Source organism: Sphaerisporangium aureirubrum, assembly GCF_042658925.1.
GTDB classification, from domain to species: domain Bacteria; phylum Actinomycetota; class Actinomycetes; order Streptosporangiales; family Streptosporangiaceae; genus Sphaerisporangium; species Sphaerisporangium aureirubrum.
The window spans coordinates 79027-97790 of the sequence record NZ_JBHSRF010000004.1 but is presented as its reverse complement, the minus strand read 5'-3'; the positions used below and the strand labels follow the sequence as shown (position 1 = coordinate 97790).

The following is an 18764-nucleotide window of genomic DNA, read 5'->3' as shown; positions in this document are numbered from 1 at the left end:
TAGAAGCGACATACTTAACGGCAACCCGCCGATCCCGACCGGGAGAGCGTGAGGGAGGGGCACCCCCATGAAGGCCGAGGAACGCTGGCAGGCCAGGTTCCGAGCGGCACGTATGACGCTGCCCATCTGGGCGCGGCTGGCACCCGCCAAGGCCGTGTACCGCTGCAACAGCTCCGGCACGTGGGAGATCCACGCCTGGGACCGCTCGATCGGCTCGACCCGCCAGGTCACCAAGCGTCCCCGGGGCACCTCCCACGCGGCGATCGACCCCACCGGCCAGTGGATCTGGTGGTTCGCCGACACCTACGGCGACGAGTTCGGCATCTGGATGCGCCAGCCGTTCGGCGGCGGCCCGGAGGCACCGGCCCACCCCGACCTCGCGCCGGGGCACCCGACCGGCCTGGCGCTGTCCGCCACCGGCATCGCGGCCGTGGGCCGCAGCAGCCGCCACGGCTTCCAGGTCCTGCTGGTCAGGGGCTGCGGCGAGAAGCCGGCCGTGATCTACGAGTCCCGTGAGTTCGCGCAGGTCGCCGGGATGTCGCTGGACGGCACCCTGATCGCGGTCAGCCACAGCGAGCACGGCGACTCGCGCCACCCCGCGCTGCGCGTGCTGCGGCCGGACGGCCGGGTGGCCGCCGACCTGCACGACGGGCCGGGCAAGGGCTTCTCCGGCGTGCGCTTCGCGCCGTCCATCAACGACCGGCGCATCCTCGCCCTGCACGAGCGCCGCGGCAGGCGCGAGCCGCTGGTCTGGGACCCGCTGACCGGCGAGCAGCGCGAGATCTGGCTGCGGGTGCCCGGTGAGATCACCGCGGACTGGTACCACGACGGGCGCGCCCTGCTGATCGGCCACAACAACCGCGCGCGGACCGAGCTGTTCCGGTACGACCTCGGCGGTGGCGGCCTGACGCCGATCAAAACGTTGCACGGCGTCATCCACGACGCCATGCCCCGCCCGGACGGCGTGGTGGAGTACTCCTGGTCCAGCGCCGCCCACCCGCCGGTGATCAGGTCGAGCGGCGGTCACGTCGTGATGAACCAGTCCGGGCCGTCCGCGCCGCCGTCGGTCCCGCTGGAGGACGTCTTCGTGGAAGGGCCGGGCGGGCGCGTGCACGCCCTGGTGTCCCGGCCGGAGACCGGCAACCCGCCGTACCCCACGGTGTTCCTGCTGCACGGCGGCCCCGCCGCCCAGGACGACGACTCGTTCCTGCCGAACGTCGCGGCGTGGGTGGACGCCGGGTTCACCGTGGTCAGGGTCAACTACCGCGGCTCGACCGGATACGGCTCGGCGTGGCGGGACGCGCTGCGCGGCGAGGTGGGCCACATCGAGCTGGCCGACGTGTCGGCGGTGCGCGACTGGGCCGTCGAGCAGGGCGGCGCCGATCCCGAGCGGCTGGTGCTCGCGGGCTCCTCGTGGGGCGGCTACCTGACCCTGCTCGCTCTCGGCACCCAGCCCAAGGCGTGGACCGCGGGCATCGCGGCGGTGCCGATCGCCGACCACGCCGCCACCTACCGCGACGAGACCGAGGGCCTGCGCGCCTACCACCGCGCGCTGTTCGGCGGCTCCCCGCAGGAGGTGCCCGACCGGTACGCCAGCTCCTCGCCGATCTCCTACCTGGACGCCGTGCAGGCGCCGCTGCTCGTGCTGGCCGGGGAGAACGACCCGCGCTCGCCGATCGGGCAGATCGAGAAGTACCTGGAGCGCCTGTCCGAGCGCCGGCACGACTTCGAGGTCTACCGCTACAACGCCGGGCACGGCACCCTGGTCATCGAGGAGCGGATCAAGCAGATGACCACGCAGCTCGACTTCGCCCGCAAGCACACCGGCCCCGACCGGCGAAGCGGCACCCGGTAGCCCGGACCCCGTCGTAGGTCAGCGGACGCCCTGCGCGGCGGCCTCGGGCCGCTCGGCGCGCAGGACCAGGATCGCCAGGTCGTCGGCGCTCGGCTCGCTCGCGAAGTCCAGGACGGCGCGGTGGATGCGCTCGGCGACCGCGCGGGCCGACAGGTCGACGCACTCGGCCAGCAGCTTGCCGAGACCGCCCTCGTCGTCCAGCAGCCGCGTGCCCGACCGGCGCTCGGTGACGCCGTCGGTCACGCCGAGCAGCACGTCCCCCGGCGCCAGGACCACCCGCTCGGCCTCGAACTCGGCCTCGGGGAAGACACCGAGCAGCGACTGGGCGGTCACCACGGCCTCCACCACGCCGGTCGGCCGCAGCCGCAGCGCCTCGGGGTGCCCGGCGGAGATCAGCGACAGCTCAAGCCCCTCGTCGGTCCGGGTGATCTCGCCGTGCAGCAGGGTGAGGAACCTGGCCCGCTCGCCCTCCTCGAGGATCGCCCGGTTGAGCCGGGAGACGACCGCCGCCACGTCGTACCCCTCACGGGCCAGCAGCCGCAGCGTGTGGCGGGCCAGCCCGGTGACCGCGGCGGCCTCGGGGCCGGTGCCGCAGACGTCGCCGATGGCGAACCGCCACGTGCCGTCGGCGGTGGCGAACAGATCGTAGAAGTCGCCGCCCACCTCGTTGGTCTCGCCCGCGGGTTCGTACACCACGGAGTAGTCGAGGCCGGGGGTGACGGCGGGCACGCCCGGCGGCAGCAGGCTGCGCTGCAGGGCGCGGTTGGCGTCGGCCTGCTGGGCGTACAGGCGGGCGTTGTCCATGGCCAGCGCGGCCCGGCGGGCGAGGTCCTCGGCGAGCTGGGCGATGTCGTCGGGGAAGCGGCCGGACCGGCCGAGGCACATGACGCCGAGGCTGCGGCCCCTGGCCACCAGCGGGAAGGCGAGCGACTGCCAGTCGGGCAGGGAGATCGGCATGGGCCGGAGATCGTCGGCCGAGGGGATCGCGGCGTCGGCGAGGAGGTCGCGCAGGGCGTCCATCCTGGACTCGTCGGCGTGCCAGAGATAGGCCAGGTCGTGCTGGCCGCTGCCGTTGTCGGCGGTGTAGACGGCGCACCAGGTGGCCAGGCGGGGCACCACGATCTGCGCGATCAGCGCGGGGACCATGTCCGGGTCGAGGGTGCCGGCCAGGAGGTCGCTGGCGTCGGCGAGGAAGCCGAGCCACCCGGGGCCGCGCGAGGTGGTCTCGGTCACGCCGCCCTCGCGGTCCTCCCGGGGCGACATGGTGTGCGGCAGGCCGAGCCGGGCCCAGGTGGTGCGCTGGGTGCCGGAGAAGGTGACGCCCCAGGCGGCCACCGGGACGGCGGGGGCGGCGGGTGCCCTGTCGTCGTCCGCCCGCTGCCGGACCTCGATCTGGACGGCGTCCCCCTGATGGCCCCATACAATTTCAAATGGGACATCGCCTACTTCTGTGACGAATTCTCCCGTGAGTCGTTCGGCGTCCGCAAGGATCGACGTGGCGGCCCACGCGGTGAGCACCTCGTGCGTGAACTGCCTCGCGGCGGGTAGGGCCGCCTTGCCCGCCACGAACGACGCGGCCAGGGCACCTCGGGAAAAATTCGTCATCACACCGTGCATACCACAGATGGCCGTCACATGCGGTCAGCGGAGCAGGCGACCGCATAGTGTCCTTCATGCCAGACTGGCACTACTCCATGTCCCGCCCGAACAGCGTGAAGGAGGCTTCATGAAGGGCACCCCGACTCTCGCGGGGTCCGGTTCGGAGCGGTCTTACACCGAGTCCGATCTCCGGCCGTTGCTGGAGACGCTCGTCGCTTGGCGTGACGGCGACTTCCGGCGGCGCGTACCCCATGCGGCGCCAGGCATCCTCAGCGAGGTGCGGCTGCTGATCAACGAAGTGGCCGACCGCCGCGAGCACCTGGCCAACGAACTCCTGCGCGTGCGCCGGGAAGTCGTCAAGGAAGGACGGTTCGGCGTCCGCCTGACCCCGGGCCCCGGCGTGGGCTCCTGGGCGGAGAGCGTCCACTCGGTCAACGACCTCATCGACGCCCTCGTGGGCCCGGTCAGCAGCGCGGCCGACGTGCTGGACGCCGTCGCCCAGGGCGACCTGTCCCGCCGCATCGACATGGACCGCACGGCCCGGGGCGAGGTGCGCCGCCTCGGCAAGGCGATCAACGGCATGGTCGACCAGCTGGCGCTGTTCAGCTCCGAGGTCACCCGGGTCGCCCGCGAGGTCGGCTCGGAGGGCCAGCTCGGCGGGCGGGCCAACCTCCGCGGCATGTCCGGCAGCTGGCGCGACCTCACCGAGGCCGTCAACACCATGTCCAGCCGGGTCTCGGCCCAGGTCCGCGACATCGCGGTCGTCACCACCGCCGTGGCGCGCGGCGACCTGTCGCGCAAGGTCACCGTCGACGCCGTCGGCGAGATGCTCGAACTCAAGAACACCGTCAACACCATGGTCGACCAGCTCTCGGCCTTCGCCGAAGAGGTCACCCGCGTGGCCCGCGAGGTCGGCACCGAGGGCGAGCTCGGCGGCCAGGCCCGGGTGCGCGGCGTGTCCGGCGTCTGGAAGGACCTGACGGACAACGTCAACGTCATGGCGAGCAACCTCACCAGCCAGGTGCGCAGCATCGCCACCGTGGCGACGGCGGTGGCCCAGGGCGACCTCTCCAAAAAGATCACCGCGGACGCGCAGGGCGAGGTGCTCCAGCTCAAGGACACCCTCAACACCATGGTCGACCAGCTCTCGATGTTCGCCGACGAGGTCACCCGCGTGGCCCGCGAGGTCGGCACCGAGGGCCAGCTCGGCGGCCGCGCCGACGTGAAGGGCGTGTCGGGCGTCTGGAAGGACCTCACCGACAACGTCAACTCCATGGCGAACAACCTGACCTACCAGGTCCGCAACATCGCCCAGGTCACCAAGGCCGTCGCGGGCGGCGACCTGTCCAAGAAGATCGACGTGGACGCCCAGGGCGAGATCCTGGAGCTGAAGTCCACGATCAACACGATGGTCGACCAGCTGTCGCTGGTGGCCTCCGAGGTGAGCCGGGTCGCCCGCGAGGTCGGCTCGGAGGGCCAGCTGGGCGGCCAGGCCCAGGTGCACGGCGTGTCGGGCGTCTGGAAGGACCTCACCGACAACGTCAACTTCATGGCCAACAACCTGACCTCCCAGGTGCGGCAGATCGCGGCCGTCTCCACCGCCGTGGTGCAGGGCAACCTCTCCAAGAAGATCACCGTGGACGCGCAGGGCGAGATCCTGCAGCTCAAGGACACGGTGAACACCATGGTCGACCAGCTCTCGCTGTTCGCCGACGAGGTGACCCGCGTGGCCCGCGAGGTCGGCACCATGGGCCAGCTGGGCGGCCAGGCCCGGGTCCGCGGCGTGTCCGGTGTGTGGAAGGACCTCACCGACAACGTCAACCTCATGGCCACCAACCTGACCTACCAGGTCCGCAACATCGGCGAGGTCACCACGGCCGTCGCCCGTGGCGACCTCTCCCGCAAGATCGACGTGGACGCCCAGGGCGAGATCCTGGTGCTGAAGACCACCATCAACAAGATGGTGGACCAGCTCTCCTCGTTCGCCTCCGAGGTCACCCGTGTGGCCCGCGAGGTCGCCTCGGACGGCCGTCTCGGCGGCCAGGCCCGGGTGGAGGGCGTCGAGGGCACCTGGAAGCAGCTCACCGAGAGCGTGAACGAGCTGGCCAGCAACCTCACCACCCAGGTGCGCGCCATCGCCGAGGTGACCAGCGCGGTCGCCCGCGGCGACCTGACCCGCTCGATCAGCGTCCAGGCCCAGGGCGAGCTGGCCGACCTGAAGGACAACATCAACACGATGGTGTCCAACCTCGTCGCCACCACCAAGGCCAACCAGCAGCAGGACTGGCTGAAGTCCAACCTGGCCCGCGTCTCCCGGCTGATGCAGGGCCACCGCGACCTCATGGAGGTCGCCAAGCTGATCATGAGCGAGCTGACCCCGCTGGTCTCCGCCGCGCACGGCGCCTTCTACATGGTCACCGGCACCAGGGACGGCAGGCTGCGGCTCATCGCCGGGTACGGCGTGCGGCCCGGCAGCCGGGCCAGGCAGAGCTTCGCGCTCGGCGAGGGCATCGTCGGCCAGGCCGCCGCCGAGGGCCGCCCGATCGTGCTGGACGACGTGCCGGCCGGATTCCTCACCATCGACACCGGCCTGAGCAGCTCCACACCAGCCCAGATCGTCGTGCTCCCCGTCCTCTTCGAGGACCAGGTGCTCGGCGTGGTCGAGCTGGCGTCACTCGGCCGGTTCGACGACGTCCACCTGGCCTTCCTCAACCAGCTCGTCGAGACCATCGGCGTCACGATGAACACCATCATCGCCAACTCCCGCACCGAGGGCCTGCTCACCGAGTCCCAGCGGCTCACCACCGAGCTGCGCGAGCGCTCGGACGAGCTGCAGCGCCAGCAGGAGGAGCTGCGCCGCTCCAACGCCGAGCTGGAGGACAAGGCCGCGCTGCTGGCCAAGCAGAACCGCGCCATCGAGATCCAGAACTTCCAGATCGAGCAGGCGCGGCGCACCCTGGAGGAGCGGGCCGAGCAGCTCGCGGTCTCCTCGCGCTACAAGTCCGAGTTCCTCGCCAACATGTCCCACGAGCTGCGCACCCCGCTGAACAGCCTGCTGGTGCTGGCCAAGCTGCTCACCGAGAACAGCGACGGCAACCTCACCTCCCAGCAGGTCGAGTTCGCCCGCACCATCCACGGGGCCGGGTCGGCGCTGCTCCAGCTGATCAACGACATCCTCGACCTGTCCAAGGTCGAGGCCGGCCGCATGGACGTCCACCCGCAGCAGCTCTCCGTGCCCAAGCTGGTCGACTACGTCGAGGCGACGTTCGCGCCGCTGGCCAGGGACAAGGGCCTGTCGTTCAGCGTCGAGGTCGACCCCTCGGTGCCCGAGGAGCTCCTCACCGACGAGCAGCGCCTCCAGCAGGTGCTGCGCAACCTCCTGTCCAACGCGGTGAAGTTCACCCCGAAGGGCGAGGTGCGCCTGCGCGTCTCGCGGGCCGCGGGCGAGGTGCCGTACATCGACGAGACGCTGCGCGGCGCCGAGGACATCCTGTCCTTCTCGGTGGTGGACACCGGCATCGGCATCGCCTCCGACAAGCTGGACGTGATCTTCGAGGCGTTCCGGCAGGCCGACGGCACCACCAGCCGCAAGTACGGCGGCACCGGCCTCGGCCTGTCGATCTGCCGCGAGATCGCCCGGCTGCTCGGCGGCGAGATCCACGCCACCAGCGAGCCGGGCCGCGGCAGCACCTTCACCCTCCATCTGCCGATCAACTACACCGGCCCGCTGGCGGACGGCGACGGCGGCGCGTCGGTCAGCGTGCCGGACGACGCCGGGCGCCACCTGGAACCGGAGGCGCCCGTGCTCAACATCGAGGCCCCGCTCACCGACGACCTCCACATCCCGTCGCTGAGCATGAACAACGACGTGAAGCCCTGGCAGGGCGAAGACCCCCTGAACGGCGCCAAGGTGCTGATCGTGGACGACGACATCCGCAACGTGTTCGCGCTGACCAGCGTGCTGGAACGGCACGGCTCCACCGTGGTCTACGCCGAGAACGGCCGCGAGGGCATCGAGCAGCTCGAACGCAACGAGGACGTCGCGCTGGTGCTGATGGACATCATGATGCCCGAGATGGACGGCTGGGCCACGACGTCGGCGATCCGCCGCATGCCGCAGTTCACCGATCTGCCGATCATCGCGCTCACGGCCAAGGTCATGCACGGCGACCGGGAGAAGAGCATATCCTCGGGCGCCTCGGACTACGTGCCGAAGCCGGTGGACGTGGACCGCCTGCTGGAGCGTCTGCGTGGCTGGCTGACCCGCCACCGGGTGGGCTCGGGAGAGGTCAAGGAGGGACGCGGTTGATGGCGGAGCGAGCGAAGATCCTCCTGGTCGACGATCGCGAGGAGAACCTGATCGCGCTGGAGGCCATTCTCAGCTCCCTCGACGTGGTGGCGGTACGGGCGAGGTCCGGCGAGGAGGCGCTCAAGGCGCTGCTCGCCATCGAGTTCGCCCTCATCCTGCTCGACGTGCGCATGCCGGGCATGGACGGCTTCGAGACCGCGGCGCACATCAAGCGCCGCGAGCGCACCCGCAACATCCCGATCATCTTCCTGACCGTGGTGGACAGCGCCCCCGACTACGCCTTCCGCGGGTACGCCGCCGGGGCCGTCGACTACCTCACCAAGCCCTTCGACCCGTGGGTGCTGCGCGCCAAGGTCTCGGTGTTCGTCGAGCTGTACAACATGAACAGCCGCCTGGCCGACCAGGCGGCGCTGCTGCGCGACCGGCTGGCCGTCGAGCTGCCGGACGGCACGGGCGCCGAGGTGCTGCCCGAGTTGTCCCGGCGGCTGACCGCCGTGGAGGAGGAGCTTACCCGGGTCAAGGAGCTGACCGCCAAGACCCAGGGTGCCATCCCGCTCACCGGCCCGCTGCGCGACCTGTCCGAGCGGGTGCTCCACCTGCGCGCGGGCTTCGACGCGTTGTCCTGACCCTGCGCCGCCGCGTCAGGTGTCCTCCTCGGAGCCCGACGAGCGGGAGTTCTCCGTGACGAGGCTTTTGACCAGCGTGTCGAGGTCCACGACGCCCGCGGCGACGGCGGCGTACAGGTCGTCCAGCTCGCGGTGGCCGAGGCGCTCGGCCACGCTGCCCGAGACGCCCTGGCACTCCAGGTCCAGCAGTTCCAGGCCCTCGGCGGCGACCGCCTCGGCGACCAGGCGCCGGCCCTTGTCCGCGGCGTCGTCCGCCCGCTGCGCGGCCAGGTGGCGGCGGATCAGCAGCCGGGCGGTGGGGGTGGTGGCGGCCACCAGCCCGTCCGCGGACGGCGAGGCCGTCTCGGCGGTGAGGATGTGCACCACCGCGCCGTCGTCGACGCGGGCGTGCAGGGGGACCAGCCTGCCGTTGATCAGCGCGCCGATGGCGTGGTCGCCGATCTCCGGGCCGAGGGCGTAGGCGAAGTCGATGGACGTCGCGCCGGGCGGCAGCGGGATGACCTCGCCCTCGGTGGTGAACGCGGCGATGCCGTCCGGGCGCAGGTCGCCGCGCAGGGACTCCAGGAAGTCCGCGGAGGTGGCGTCGTTCTGCCAGGCCAGCAGGCGGCGCAGCCATTCCAGGTCGATGCGCCCCGCCACGTCCGCCCCCGGCCCGCGCGCCATCTCGTGGATGTGCGCGGCGAGGCCCCGCTCGGCCGTGCGGTGCATGCGGCGCGTGCGGATGATGACGTCCATCACCTTGCGGCCGTCGGCGATCACCCGGGTGTGCAGCGCGCGGTAGAGGTTGAAGCGGGGCAGCGAGATGAAGTCCTTCAGGCGGCCGGGCACGGGGTTCATGCAGGCGTGCACGGCGCCGAGCGCGATGTAGCAGTCGCGGTCCTCGCCGTCCACCAGCACCAGCAGCCGGAACAGGTCGGCGGGTTGCAGGGTGTCCAGCCGGTCGCCCACGTCCAGGTGGACGGCCCACAGGTGGCGGCGGTACAGCATCACCTCACCGGCGACCCGCTGGTCCTTCAGCGCGTCGCGCAGGCGCCGCACGGCGGGCTGGAGCAGGGCGCGGCCACCGGCCTCGCGGGCGTCCAGTGCGGACTTGATGGCGTCGTGCGCGTCGGGCTGGAGCACCGAGAAGCACAGGTCGTCCATCTCGCGCTTGAGTTCGTACATGCCGAGGCGCTCGGCGAACGGGATCAGCAGCTCCTGCGACTGGCGGGCGATGCGCTGCTGTTTGTGCGGGGGCTGGAAGCCGAGGGTGCGGAGGTTGTGCAGGCGGTCGGCCAGCTTGATGAGCAGGACCCGCAGGTCGGCGGCGGCGGCGAGCACCATCTTGCGGAACGTCTCGGCCTCGGCGCGCTCGCCCCACTTGGAGCCGTCGAGCTTGGTCACGCCGTCGACCAGCACCGCGATCTCGTCGCCGAAGTCGGCGCGCAGCTCGGGCAGGGTGTAGGAGGTGTCCTCGACGGTGTCGTGCAGCAGGGCGGCCTGGAGCGTGGCGGTGTCCATGCCGAGCTCGGCGAGGATCAGCGTCACCGCGAGCGGGTGGATGATGTACGGCTCGCCCGACTTTCGCACCTGGCCGCGATGCGCCAGCTCGGCCGCGTCGTACGCCCGGCGCACCGGGCCCATCTTGGGTTTCGGGTATCCCGCGCGGTGCGCGCGCAGCACGGAATCGATGTCGACCTGATCGTCCGCCCGTGCGGCGCGCGGCACCGGGTCCCGGAGGGTCCGGCCGCGCCGCCCGGAAGGCCGCTCCTCACCCATGGGTACTCCCTCGCCGGTGTACCTGAGTCATCGCGAGCAACTTCGAGCAAACTACGGGCAACTGCGCGCGCACGCGCGCATGACGCCCACGTTAGCGCCGGGCACGCTCCAAGGCATCCCAGAAACCGCGCCGCAGTGCGTGGCGTACTTCGTCGTGCAGCAGGAAATCGATCGGCAGGGACGATCCCTGGAGCAAACGGGCCTCCAGGTCGGACGGCATCCGGGGCTTGCGGGCCAGCACGGCCTCCAGCCACAACGCGGGGGCGTCCCGCGCGACGGACTCGCCGAAATCGTGTCCTTCCTTGTGTGCGGCTTTCACGGCGTCGGCCAGCGTGGTGGTGCCCGGGCCGTGCGACGGCACCGGCGCCGGCTGCGGCCCCGTGTAGGGCCCGAGGTGCGATCCCGCGTACGGCGAACCTCCGGCGTGCCCTCCGGAGTACTGGCTGGGCACCGGGGAGGCCTGCGGCGGGATGGGGGCGGGCATGGGGCCGGTGAGCGGGCCCGGGGCGTCCGTGCTGTACCCGCCCGAGTACGCGGCGGGCAACGCGGGCTGCGTCGTCCCCCTGGGGGCCGGCGGCGCCCCGGGAGGCGCGTCCTGCGGCGTCCCGTGCGCACCGGACCGGCCGCCGTGCGCTCCCGGCTGCCCGGACTGACCGCCTTGTCCCGGCTGATGCCCGCCGAACTGGCCGGACTGGCCGGACTGATGCCCACCCGCCTGTCCTGGTGACTGGTGCCCGCCGGCCTGACCGGGCTGCTGGCCCGCCTGGCCGGACGACTGATGCGCGCCGGCCTGTCCGGGCTGCTGGCCCGGCTGGCCGGACGACTGATGCGCACCGAACTGACCGGACGACTGGTGTGCGCCTGCCTGGCCCGGCGACTGGTGTGCGCCCGCCTGGCCGGACGACTGGTGCCCGCCCGCCGCGCGAGGCCCTGCCGACAGGCCTGAATGGCCGCCCGCGCCGGCCCCACCCGGCCCGGTCGCGTTCGCGCCGTCTCCGTGGGCGCCGCTGCTGAGGCCCCTACCGGGCTGTTGTCCACCGGTGGAGCTGAGCCCGCCCTGTCCCGTCCCGTGCGACCCGGTGCCGAAGGACCCGCCGTACGAACCGCCCGCACCGGGCCCGCCGGCGCCGTGCGAGCCACTGCTGAGGCCCCCGCCGCCCTGCCGGCCACTCCCGGTGCCACCGGCCCCGGAACCGCCCGTGCTCAGTCCGGTTCCCGTCGTGCCGCGTCCGGTCTGGCCGGACCTGTGTTCGCCCGGCTCGGACGATCCCGGAGACTGCCCGTCCATCCCGAACACGCTCGGAGTGAGGGGTCCGTCATCGGACGACGACTGCGCGCCCCGGCCGAAGGAACTGCCCAGGCCGTACGCCCCTTGCCCTGGCGAACCGGGCCCCTGGCCCTCCGGTCCGAAGGACCCCGGTCCAGGGGAACCGTGCGCGGGGGTGCCCTGCGGATCCGGCGCCACCCCTTGGACACCCGTCCCGACTTGCCCGCCTTGACCACTCTGCCCGTACCCACCCGAGCCCGCGGCGCCCGCGCCATAGCCACCGGAGCCTCCGGCACCCGCACCACCCGCGTCGTACGGGCCAGAGCCCGCGGCGTCCGCGCCATACCCGCCGGACCCCGCGCCGTCGGTACCGTACGCCCCGGTGCCTGCGGCATCCGCACCATACGAACCGGAACCCGAACCACCCGCACCATACGAGCCGGAACCCGAACCGCCCGCACCGTACGAACCGGAACCCGCACCATCCGCACCATACGAGCCGGAACCTGAGCCGCCCGCACCGTACGAACCGGAACCCGAACCGCCTGCACCGTACGATCCGGAACCCGCGCCACCCGCGTCAAACGAACCGGAACCCGAACCGCCCGCACCATACGATCCGGAACCCGCACCACCCGCCTCAAACGAACCGGAACCCGCGCTGCCCGCACCATACGAACCGGTACCTGCGGCGCCCGAACCGTACGCGCCGGAGGCTAGGCCACCCGAACCACCTGAACCGTAGGAGTTCGATCCTGGGCCCCCCGCGCCATGCGAACCCGAACCTGAACCACCCGCGCCGTGCGAACCGGAACCTGAGCCGCCCGAACCGTGCGAGCCGGGGCCTGGGCCGCCCGAACCAAGCGCGCTGGATCCTGGGCCGTCCGAACCAAGCGCGCCGGATCCTGGGTTGCCCGCGCCGTGCGAACCGGAACCCGCACCACCCGAACCGTGCGAACCCGACCCCGCACCACCCGAACCCTGCGAACCCGAACCACCCGCGCCATGCGAACCCGAACCGGGACCACCCGCACTGTGCGAACCCGAACCTGGAGCACTCGAACCGAGCGTGCCTGAACCTGGACCGCCTGGACCAAGTGCGCCCGGACCTTGGCCGCCCGCGCTGTGCGAGCCGGAACCTGAGCCCCCCGGACCATGCGAGCCCGCGCCTGCGCCGTCCGCGCCGTACGGGCCGGTGCCCGTGTCGTACGAGGCGGCGGGCGTGCCCTGGCCGTATGCGCCTGGGCCGGTGGTGCCGGGGCCGTAGGTGCCTGAGGCGTGGACTCCCGTTCCGGGAGTGGGGCTTGGTGAGGCGGTGGTGCCGTAGGCGGTGGGGGGGTGGTCGCCGGGGTGGGGTGGGTGCTGGTCGGGTTGTGCCTGCTGGCCTGGCGTGGAGGGGCGGGACTGGGAGGTGGGGGTCATCGCGGACAGGCCGGAGCGGGTCGTGGGGGACAGCGCGCCGGAGGCCTGGGCCAGGGAGGCGGCGCCCAGCGGGCCGGGGCCGAGGGCGCCTTGGGGGGCGGGGCCGTGGGCGGAGGTGGTGGAGAGGCCGGAGGCGGGGCGGCCGTGGCCGTTGCCGTTGCCGCCGTCGGGGGGGCCCGCCACGTTGCCGGTGACCAGGTTGACGTAGGGGCGCAGGTGGCCGCCGCTGATCTCGATGAGGTCGTCGCACTCCTGCTGGAGGGTGCGGGAGACGGCCCAGCTGCCCTCGGCGGCGATGTGGATGACGGTGACCCGGATGCCGAGGTCCTGCGCGTCGCTCACGACCTGGGCGAGGTCCTCGTCCCCGCTCACCACGACGGCGTCGCAGATGGCGTTGTTGCGGGCGAGGGTCATCAGGTCGCGGTGGACCTGGGCGTCCACACCCTCGCGGCGGCCGGGGCGGATGCGGGCCAGGCGCAGTTTTAAACCGGGGATGTCGGCCAGCGCGTCGTGTTCGGGCGTGCGCCGGCCCTCGACCGTGGCCTCGTACCAGTAGCACCGCAGCAGCGGGAGGTCGGTGCGCTCGCGCGACAATGTGGACAGAAGTTGCAGCAGACCGGGGTAGTCCCAGGCGACGGCTTCGCGATGGCGGGTCCCATGCACGGCCATCGCGCCGTCGGCCAGCAGGTAGCCGGCGTCCACGAACAGCGCGCAGCGATCCACGCGACACCGCCCTTTCTACGTGGCCCAGGCCCGGTGGCAGCCGAAGCCCGGCCCGATCCCAGGGTAATGAAGCCTCTGATCGCGCGAGGGTGAATCCCGGCGATTCGGCCCGCGCATGGCCACATCTAGGGACGTCCACGCAGACCGTACCAGTTTGCTCTTTAATCCCGACCTGCGGTGATAAGGGAGTGGCCGCAACGTGCACGAACATCGGCGTTCTCTAGGCTGGCCTCATGAACGACCGCGCGAATCTGCTGGATGAAATCATCAAAAAGGGAGTCGTACACGGCCGTGTCGTCCTCTCCTCCGGGCGTGAGGCGGACTGGTACGTGGACCTGCGCCGGATCACCCTGGACGGCGTCGCGGCCCCGCTGGTGGGCCGCGTGATGCTCGACCTCACCGAGGACCTCGGCTACGACGCGGTGGGCGGCCTGACGCTCGGCGCGGACCCGGTGGCCACGGCGATGCTGCACGCGGCGGCGGCGCGCGGGCGGCGCCTGGACGCGTTCGTGGTCCGCAAGGAGGGCAAGGCGCACGGCTTGCAGCGCCGCATCGAGGGCCCGGACGTCGCCGGCCGCCGCGTCCTCGCGGTGGAGGACACCTCGACCACGGGCGGCTCGGTGCTGACGGCCGTGGAGGCGCTGCGGGAGGCGGGCGCCGAGATCGCCGGCGTCGCGACCATCGTGGACCGCGGCGCCGCCTCCGCCATCGAAGCCACGGGCCTGCCCTACCGGACCGCGTACACCCTCACCGACCTCGGCCTGTCCTGAACGTTTCACCTTTGACGGGACGTCCGGGGACCGGCGCCACCGGTCCCGGGCCGTTCCCGATCAGTTCGGGCGTTCGACCGTGAAGGACTGGCGTTCGCCGGGTTTGCCGGGTTTGCGGGGTTTGCCGTTCACCTCAACGTAGACGGCGGCGGCGTCGCCCAGGACCACGTCGAGGCGGGGCTGGTCGTAGACCGCCTGCTGGCCGCGGCTCAGGTCGCGGTCCTCGACGACGTCGCCCCCGCTGACCCGCACGAACAGCGGGCAGCTGTCGGCGCGGCACTCCACGAACAGGGTGGGGGTCGAGGCGGCCGGGACGGCGGCCGACGTGGCGGGCGCGGGCAGGGGCGCGGCGGAGACAGCCGGCGCGGCGGCGCCGGACGGCGTGCCGCCGTCGGTGTTCAGCGAGCCGATCAGTGCCAGCACGCCGAGCACGATCAGCGCCAACACCACGAGGACGGCCACGCCTGTCAGCAACAGGCGGGCGAGCCCCATGGGGTCGGTTCTGTGGCGTCCCACATATCGGAGGGTAGCCGCTTCGTGGCGGCGAATGGCCGTTCAGCTGCACATTCGTCTGACGGGTCGGCGCACGGGGGCCTCACCGGCCTGTCGCGGACAGGACCGGCCAGGGGGCCGCGACGGGCCCGCCTACAGCGGGGAGGCGGAGTCCCGGTGGTGACGGCCGCGCGGCTCGGCGGGCGGGTCGGTGAGCTGCCCGGAGCGGGACGCCTTCCGGCCCTTCATGATCTCGCGGATGATCGGGATGATCGAGAGCAGGATGATCACGGCGGCGCCGGGCAGGATGTACCGGTCGACGTTGGGGATGGCGCTGCCCGCGAAGTAGCCCACGAGCAGCAGCGACTCGGTCCACAGGACGCCGCCGACGATGTTCCACACGAAGAACTTCGGCGCGGGCATGCCGAGCATGCCGGCCACCGGGTTGAGGAACGTGCGGACGATCGGGATGAACCGCGCGAGCACCACGGCCTTGGCGGGGCCGAAGGTCTGGAAGTAGTGCTCGGCCTTGTGGACGTACTCCTGCTTGAACAGCCGGGACTCGGGCCGGGAGAACAGCCGGGGGCCGGTCTTGGCGCCGATGTAGTGGCCGAGCTGGGCCCCGAAGATCGCGCACAGCGGGGCGCCGATCAGCAGGACGGGCAGCGGGAACGGCGCGTCGAGGCCCACAGAGGTCGCCACGGCGGCGGAGGCGCCCATGCCCGCGACGACCAGCAGGGAGTCACCGGGCAGGAAGAAACCGATCAGCAGCCCGGTCTCCGCGAAGATGATCGTGAGGATGCCGATCAGACCGAAGGTGACGATCCACCACTGGGCATCAAGAAGATTCGTGAGGTCCATCACGGACGAGACTATCCTGGCGAGCAGGTTCCGCGCGCGAACGGGTACGACGAGGTATATCGAGCGAGCGCCGGCCTCCGGCGGTGACCGGAGGCCGCGGCCCACCGGCCTAGGCCGGTCCGTGGTTTCCCGACTCGCCGCTACTTCGCAATACTTGCTACCTGCCCCCGTAAGTGCACGTACTGGCCTGTGCGGCCATCAGAAATCCGTCTAGGGAGATGACTTCCGATGCCTATCGCGACCCCAGAGGTCTACGCCGAGATGCTCGACCGGGCCAAGGCCAATGGTTTCGCATACCCGGCGATCAACGTGACGTCCTCGCAGACGCTGAACGCCGCGCTTCGCGGATTCGCGGAGGCCGAGAGTGACGGGATCATCCAGGTGTCGACCGGTGGCGCCGAATACCTCTCCGGCCCCACCGTCAAGGACATGGTCACCGGCGCCCTGGCGCTGGCAGGGTACGCGCGAGCCGTCGCCGACAAGTACCCCGTGCAGATCGCCCTGCACACCGACCACTGCCCGAAGGACAAGCTCGCCGGGTTCGTGAACCCTCTGCTGGACATCTCCCGGCAGCGTGTCGCCGAGGGCAAGGACCCGATCTTCCAGTCCCACATGTGGGACGGCTCGGCGTGCCCGCTCGACGAGAACCTCGAGATCGCCCGTGACCTGCTGGCGAAGGCCCGCGAGGCCAACGTCGTGCTCGAGGTCGAGATCGGCGTCGTCGGCGGCGAGGAGGACGGCGTCGTCGGCGAGATGAACGAGAAGCTGTACAGCACGCCCGAGGACGCCCTGGCGACCGCCGAGGCGCTCGGCGTGGGCGACCAGGGGCGTTTCCTGCTGGCGGCGACCTTCGGCAACGTGCACGGCGTGTACAAGCCGGGCCACGTCAAGCTGCGCCCGAGCGTGCTCAAGGAGATCCAGGACGCGGTCGGCGCGCAGTACGGCACCGAGAAGCCGTTCCACCTGGTGTTCCACGGCGGCTCCGGCTCGTCGCTGGACGAGATCCGCGAGGCGATCTCCTACGGCGTGGTGAAAATGAACATCGACACCGACACGCAGTACGCCTTCACCCGCCCGGTCGCCGACCACATGCTCCGCAAGTACGACGGCGTGCTGAAGGTCGACGGCGACGTGGGCAACAAGAAGGACTACGACCCGCGCGCGTGGGGCAAGTCGGCCGAGGCGGGCATGGCCGCCCGGATCGCCCAGGCCTGCGACGACCTGCTGTCGGCGGGCAACAAGCTCTGATCACGGAGCGTGCCCGGCGGGGCGGCGGCCCGCGCCGGAAGCACATCTGATACGCGCCGGGAACGGGCGGGTCGTTGACCCGCCCGTTCCTTGTGAATTCCCTGAGAAAGGACCGTAAAAGCCGTAATAAGCAGACTCATGTCCCAATCTTCTCGTTAGCATCATCAAAATGTTCATCTCCTACCGAGCGCGGCCATATGTCTGCGGTGCCATCGGTAAGTGGGATGCACGGGTGGCGGACAGGCTGCTGGCCGCGTCGCCGCGGGGCCTGGACGAGGTGCACCGCTCCCCCACGGCCGCCCTGTGGTCCACGGGCGAGCCGGAGAACTGGTCGGCCGGTTCCCGGTCCGGCTACCTGTGGTGGCCCGCCGCGGGCGGCCCCCCGCAACCCTCCTCGTGGCGCGACGCCGCCGAGCGTCGCCTGGCCGCCGGGCTGGTCGTCGACCGCGACGGCGCGGTGCTGCACACCGACGCGCTCGGGATCAACGAGCTGAACGTCCGGGCGCACGGGGACGCCCTCTACTTCTCGGTCCGGGTCGACCCGCTGGTCCACCTGGACGACCGGCCGCTGCGCGCCGACTGGTCGGCGCTGGCCAACCTGCTGGTGCTGATGACCCCGATCGGGGACGAGACGCCGTTCGCCGAGATCAGGCGCCTGGAACCGGCCACCGCCTGGCGGGTCCCGGCCCGCCCGTCCTGGCCCGCCGGCCGCGAGAGCTTCGAGCCCGCCTGGCTGGACACCGGGAAGGCGCCCACGCCGCGCGAGATGACCGAGCTCATCGCGGCCCGGATCCCGCGCAGGGCCACCCCGGTCACCATCGGGCTCAGCGGCGGCTGGGACTCCCGCCTTCTCGCCGCGCTGGCCGTGCGCCGGGGGGTGCGGGCCCAGGCGTGGACCACGAGCACCGACGACGGCCTGGACCTCGACGTCGAGCACGCCCGGCGGGTCGCCGGGGAGCTCGGCCTGCCGCACCGGGTGGTGACGCCCGGCCCCGAGGCGTGGCTGGAGGAGCACCGGGACGTCTGGCGGCGCACGCAGTACCAGACGCTGCACCACGGGTGGGCCATGCCGTACGCCCGCGCGGTGCACGGGCTGCGCGGGCCGCTGGTCGACGGATGCCTCGGCGACGCGCTGCTGCGCCGCCGTCCCGACCACGGCACCATCGCGCGGGCCGGGGACCACGCCGAGGCGCGGCGGATCTCCTGGCGGGCCCTGTCGCCGGGTTTCCCGAGGCACGAGGGGATCTGGGCGCCGGGGATCGGCGAGGCCATCGCCGAGCTGAGCATGACGGCGTTCGACCGGGTGACCCGTCCGGTGGAGGGCCATCAGGCGCTGCCGATCCTGGCCCGGCTGCTCACCCGGTACCGGGGGATCTACGCCTCGCCGAACTGGCTGCTCGGGCCGGAGGCGGAGGTCGTGCTGCCGTTCGCCGACCCCGAGATCGTCGCCGGGGCGCTGAGCGTGCCGCTCGCCGCCCGGGAGGACCACGCCTACTACCGGGCGATGCTGGAGTACGGCGCGCCCCGGGTGGCCGGGCTGCCCTCGACCAACGACCCCGGCGAGCGCCCCGAGCCCGGTCCGCGGCGGGCGACGAGCCCGGCGGCGCTGGCCGCGCTGGCGCGGGAGATCGCCGGGTGCGGCGAGGTCCGGGAGCTGCTCGGGCCCCGGATGCTGGCCGCGCTGGACGACCCCGGAGTGCGGGCGCGGCAGGCCCGGTGGTCGGGGCCGCTGTACGTGCTCCAGTGGGCCGGGCTGCTCGCGCGGTGGCGCGCGGAGTATGGATCGCGCATCGATTGGCGCTCTCTTGGCTGAATTCCCGTATCGTGAAATAGC

General features: G+C 71.9%; 11 protein-coding genes and 2 pseudogenes. 7 read left to right on the top strand and 6 right to left on the bottom strand.

Annotated features, from left to right (window positions below; genetic code table 11):
- The first annotated feature begins 67 nt into the window (after window positions 1-67).
- Complete coding sequence (locus ACFP1K_RS04390; protein WP_380747155.1) at window positions 68-1855, top strand: S9 family peptidase; 1788 nt, start codon at window positions 68-70, stop codon at window positions 1853-1855.
- Window positions 1856-1873: 18 nt separating this feature from the next.
- Here ACFP1K_RS04390 and ACFP1K_RS04385 read toward each other — a convergent pair whose 3' ends face one another.
- On the bottom strand, window positions 1874-3460 hold the full coding sequence (locus ACFP1K_RS04385) for a PP2C family protein-serine/threonine phosphatase (protein WP_380747154.1): 1587 nt from the start codon (window positions 3458-3460) through the stop codon (window positions 1874-1876).
- Window positions 3461-3581: 121 nt separating this feature from the next.
- Between ACFP1K_RS04385 and ACFP1K_RS04380 the strand changes: the two genes are divergently transcribed.
- Complete coding sequence (locus ACFP1K_RS04380; protein ID WP_380747153.1) at window positions 3582-7763, top strand: HAMP domain-containing protein; 4182 nt, start codon at window positions 3582-3584, stop codon at window positions 7761-7763.
- Window positions 7763-8389, top strand: coding sequence for a response regulator (locus ACFP1K_RS04375; protein WP_380747152.1), 627 nt, complete (start codon window positions 7763-7765; stop codon window positions 8387-8389). The genes ACFP1K_RS04380 and ACFP1K_RS04375 overlap by 1 nt, the downstream gene beginning before the upstream one ends.
- Window positions 8390-8404: 15 nt before the next feature.
- Here the strand turns inward: ACFP1K_RS04375 and ACFP1K_RS04370 are convergent, their stop codons facing one another.
- Both ACFP1K_RS04370 and ACFP1K_RS41375 read right to left on the bottom strand, forming a co-directional pair.
- A complete protein-coding gene (locus ACFP1K_RS04370) occupies window positions 8405-10147 on the bottom strand; it encodes a RelA/SpoT family protein (RefSeq protein ID WP_380747151.1) in 1743 nt (580 codons plus the stop codon).
- Between the two features lie 91 nt (window positions 10148-10238).
- Window positions 10239-10436, bottom strand: a pseudogene (locus tag ACFP1K_RS41375) (NYN domain-containing protein); the annotation flags it as partial.
- Window positions 10437-10877: 441 nt separating this feature from the next.
- Between ACFP1K_RS41375 and ACFP1K_RS04360 the strand changes: the two are divergent.
- A complete protein-coding gene (locus ACFP1K_RS04360) occupies window positions 10878-11093 on the top strand; it encodes a hypothetical protein (protein WP_380747311.1) in 216 nt (71 codons plus the stop codon).
- A gap of 2031 nt (window positions 11094-13124) precedes the next feature.
- On the opposite strand, the pseudogene ACFP1K_RS04355 reads toward ACFP1K_RS04360, so the two are convergent.
- Window positions 13125-13505, bottom strand: a pseudogene (locus ACFP1K_RS04355) (NYN domain-containing protein); the annotation flags it as partial.
- A gap of 287 nt (window positions 13506-13792) precedes the next feature.
- Here ACFP1K_RS04355 and pyrE point away from each other — a divergent pair.
- Entirely contained in the window at window positions 13793-14329 is a 537-nt protein-coding gene (gene pyrE / locus ACFP1K_RS04350) for an orotate phosphoribosyltransferase (protein ID WP_380747150.1), read from the top strand.
- A gap of 60 nt (window positions 14330-14389) precedes the next feature.
- On the opposite strand, the gene ACFP1K_RS04345 is transcribed toward pyrE, so the two are convergent.
- Window positions 14390-14845, bottom strand: a complete 456-nt coding sequence (locus ACFP1K_RS04345) for a RodZ domain-containing protein (RefSeq protein ID WP_380747149.1) — start codon at window positions 14843-14845, stop codon at window positions 14390-14392.
- Between the two features lie 129 nt (window positions 14846-14974).
- Window positions 14975-15682, bottom strand: a complete 708-nt coding sequence (locus ACFP1K_RS04340; protein WP_380747148.1) for a DedA family protein — start codon at window positions 15680-15682, stop codon at window positions 14975-14977.
- Window positions 15683-15910: 228 nt separating this feature from the next.
- Between ACFP1K_RS04340 and fbaA the strand changes: the two genes are divergently transcribed.
- Both fbaA and ACFP1K_RS04330 read left to right on the top strand, forming a co-directional pair.
- A complete protein-coding gene (gene fbaA / locus ACFP1K_RS04335) occupies window positions 15911-16930 on the top strand; it encodes a class II fructose-bisphosphate aldolase (RefSeq protein ID WP_380747147.1) in 1020 nt (339 codons plus the stop codon).
- A gap of 232 nt (window positions 16931-17162) precedes the next feature.
- On the top strand, window positions 17163-18743 hold the full coding sequence (locus ACFP1K_RS04330) for an asparagine synthase-related protein (RefSeq protein WP_380747146.1): 1581 nt from the start codon (window positions 17163-17165) through the stop codon (window positions 18741-18743).
- Window positions 18744-18764: the final 21 nt, after the last annotated feature.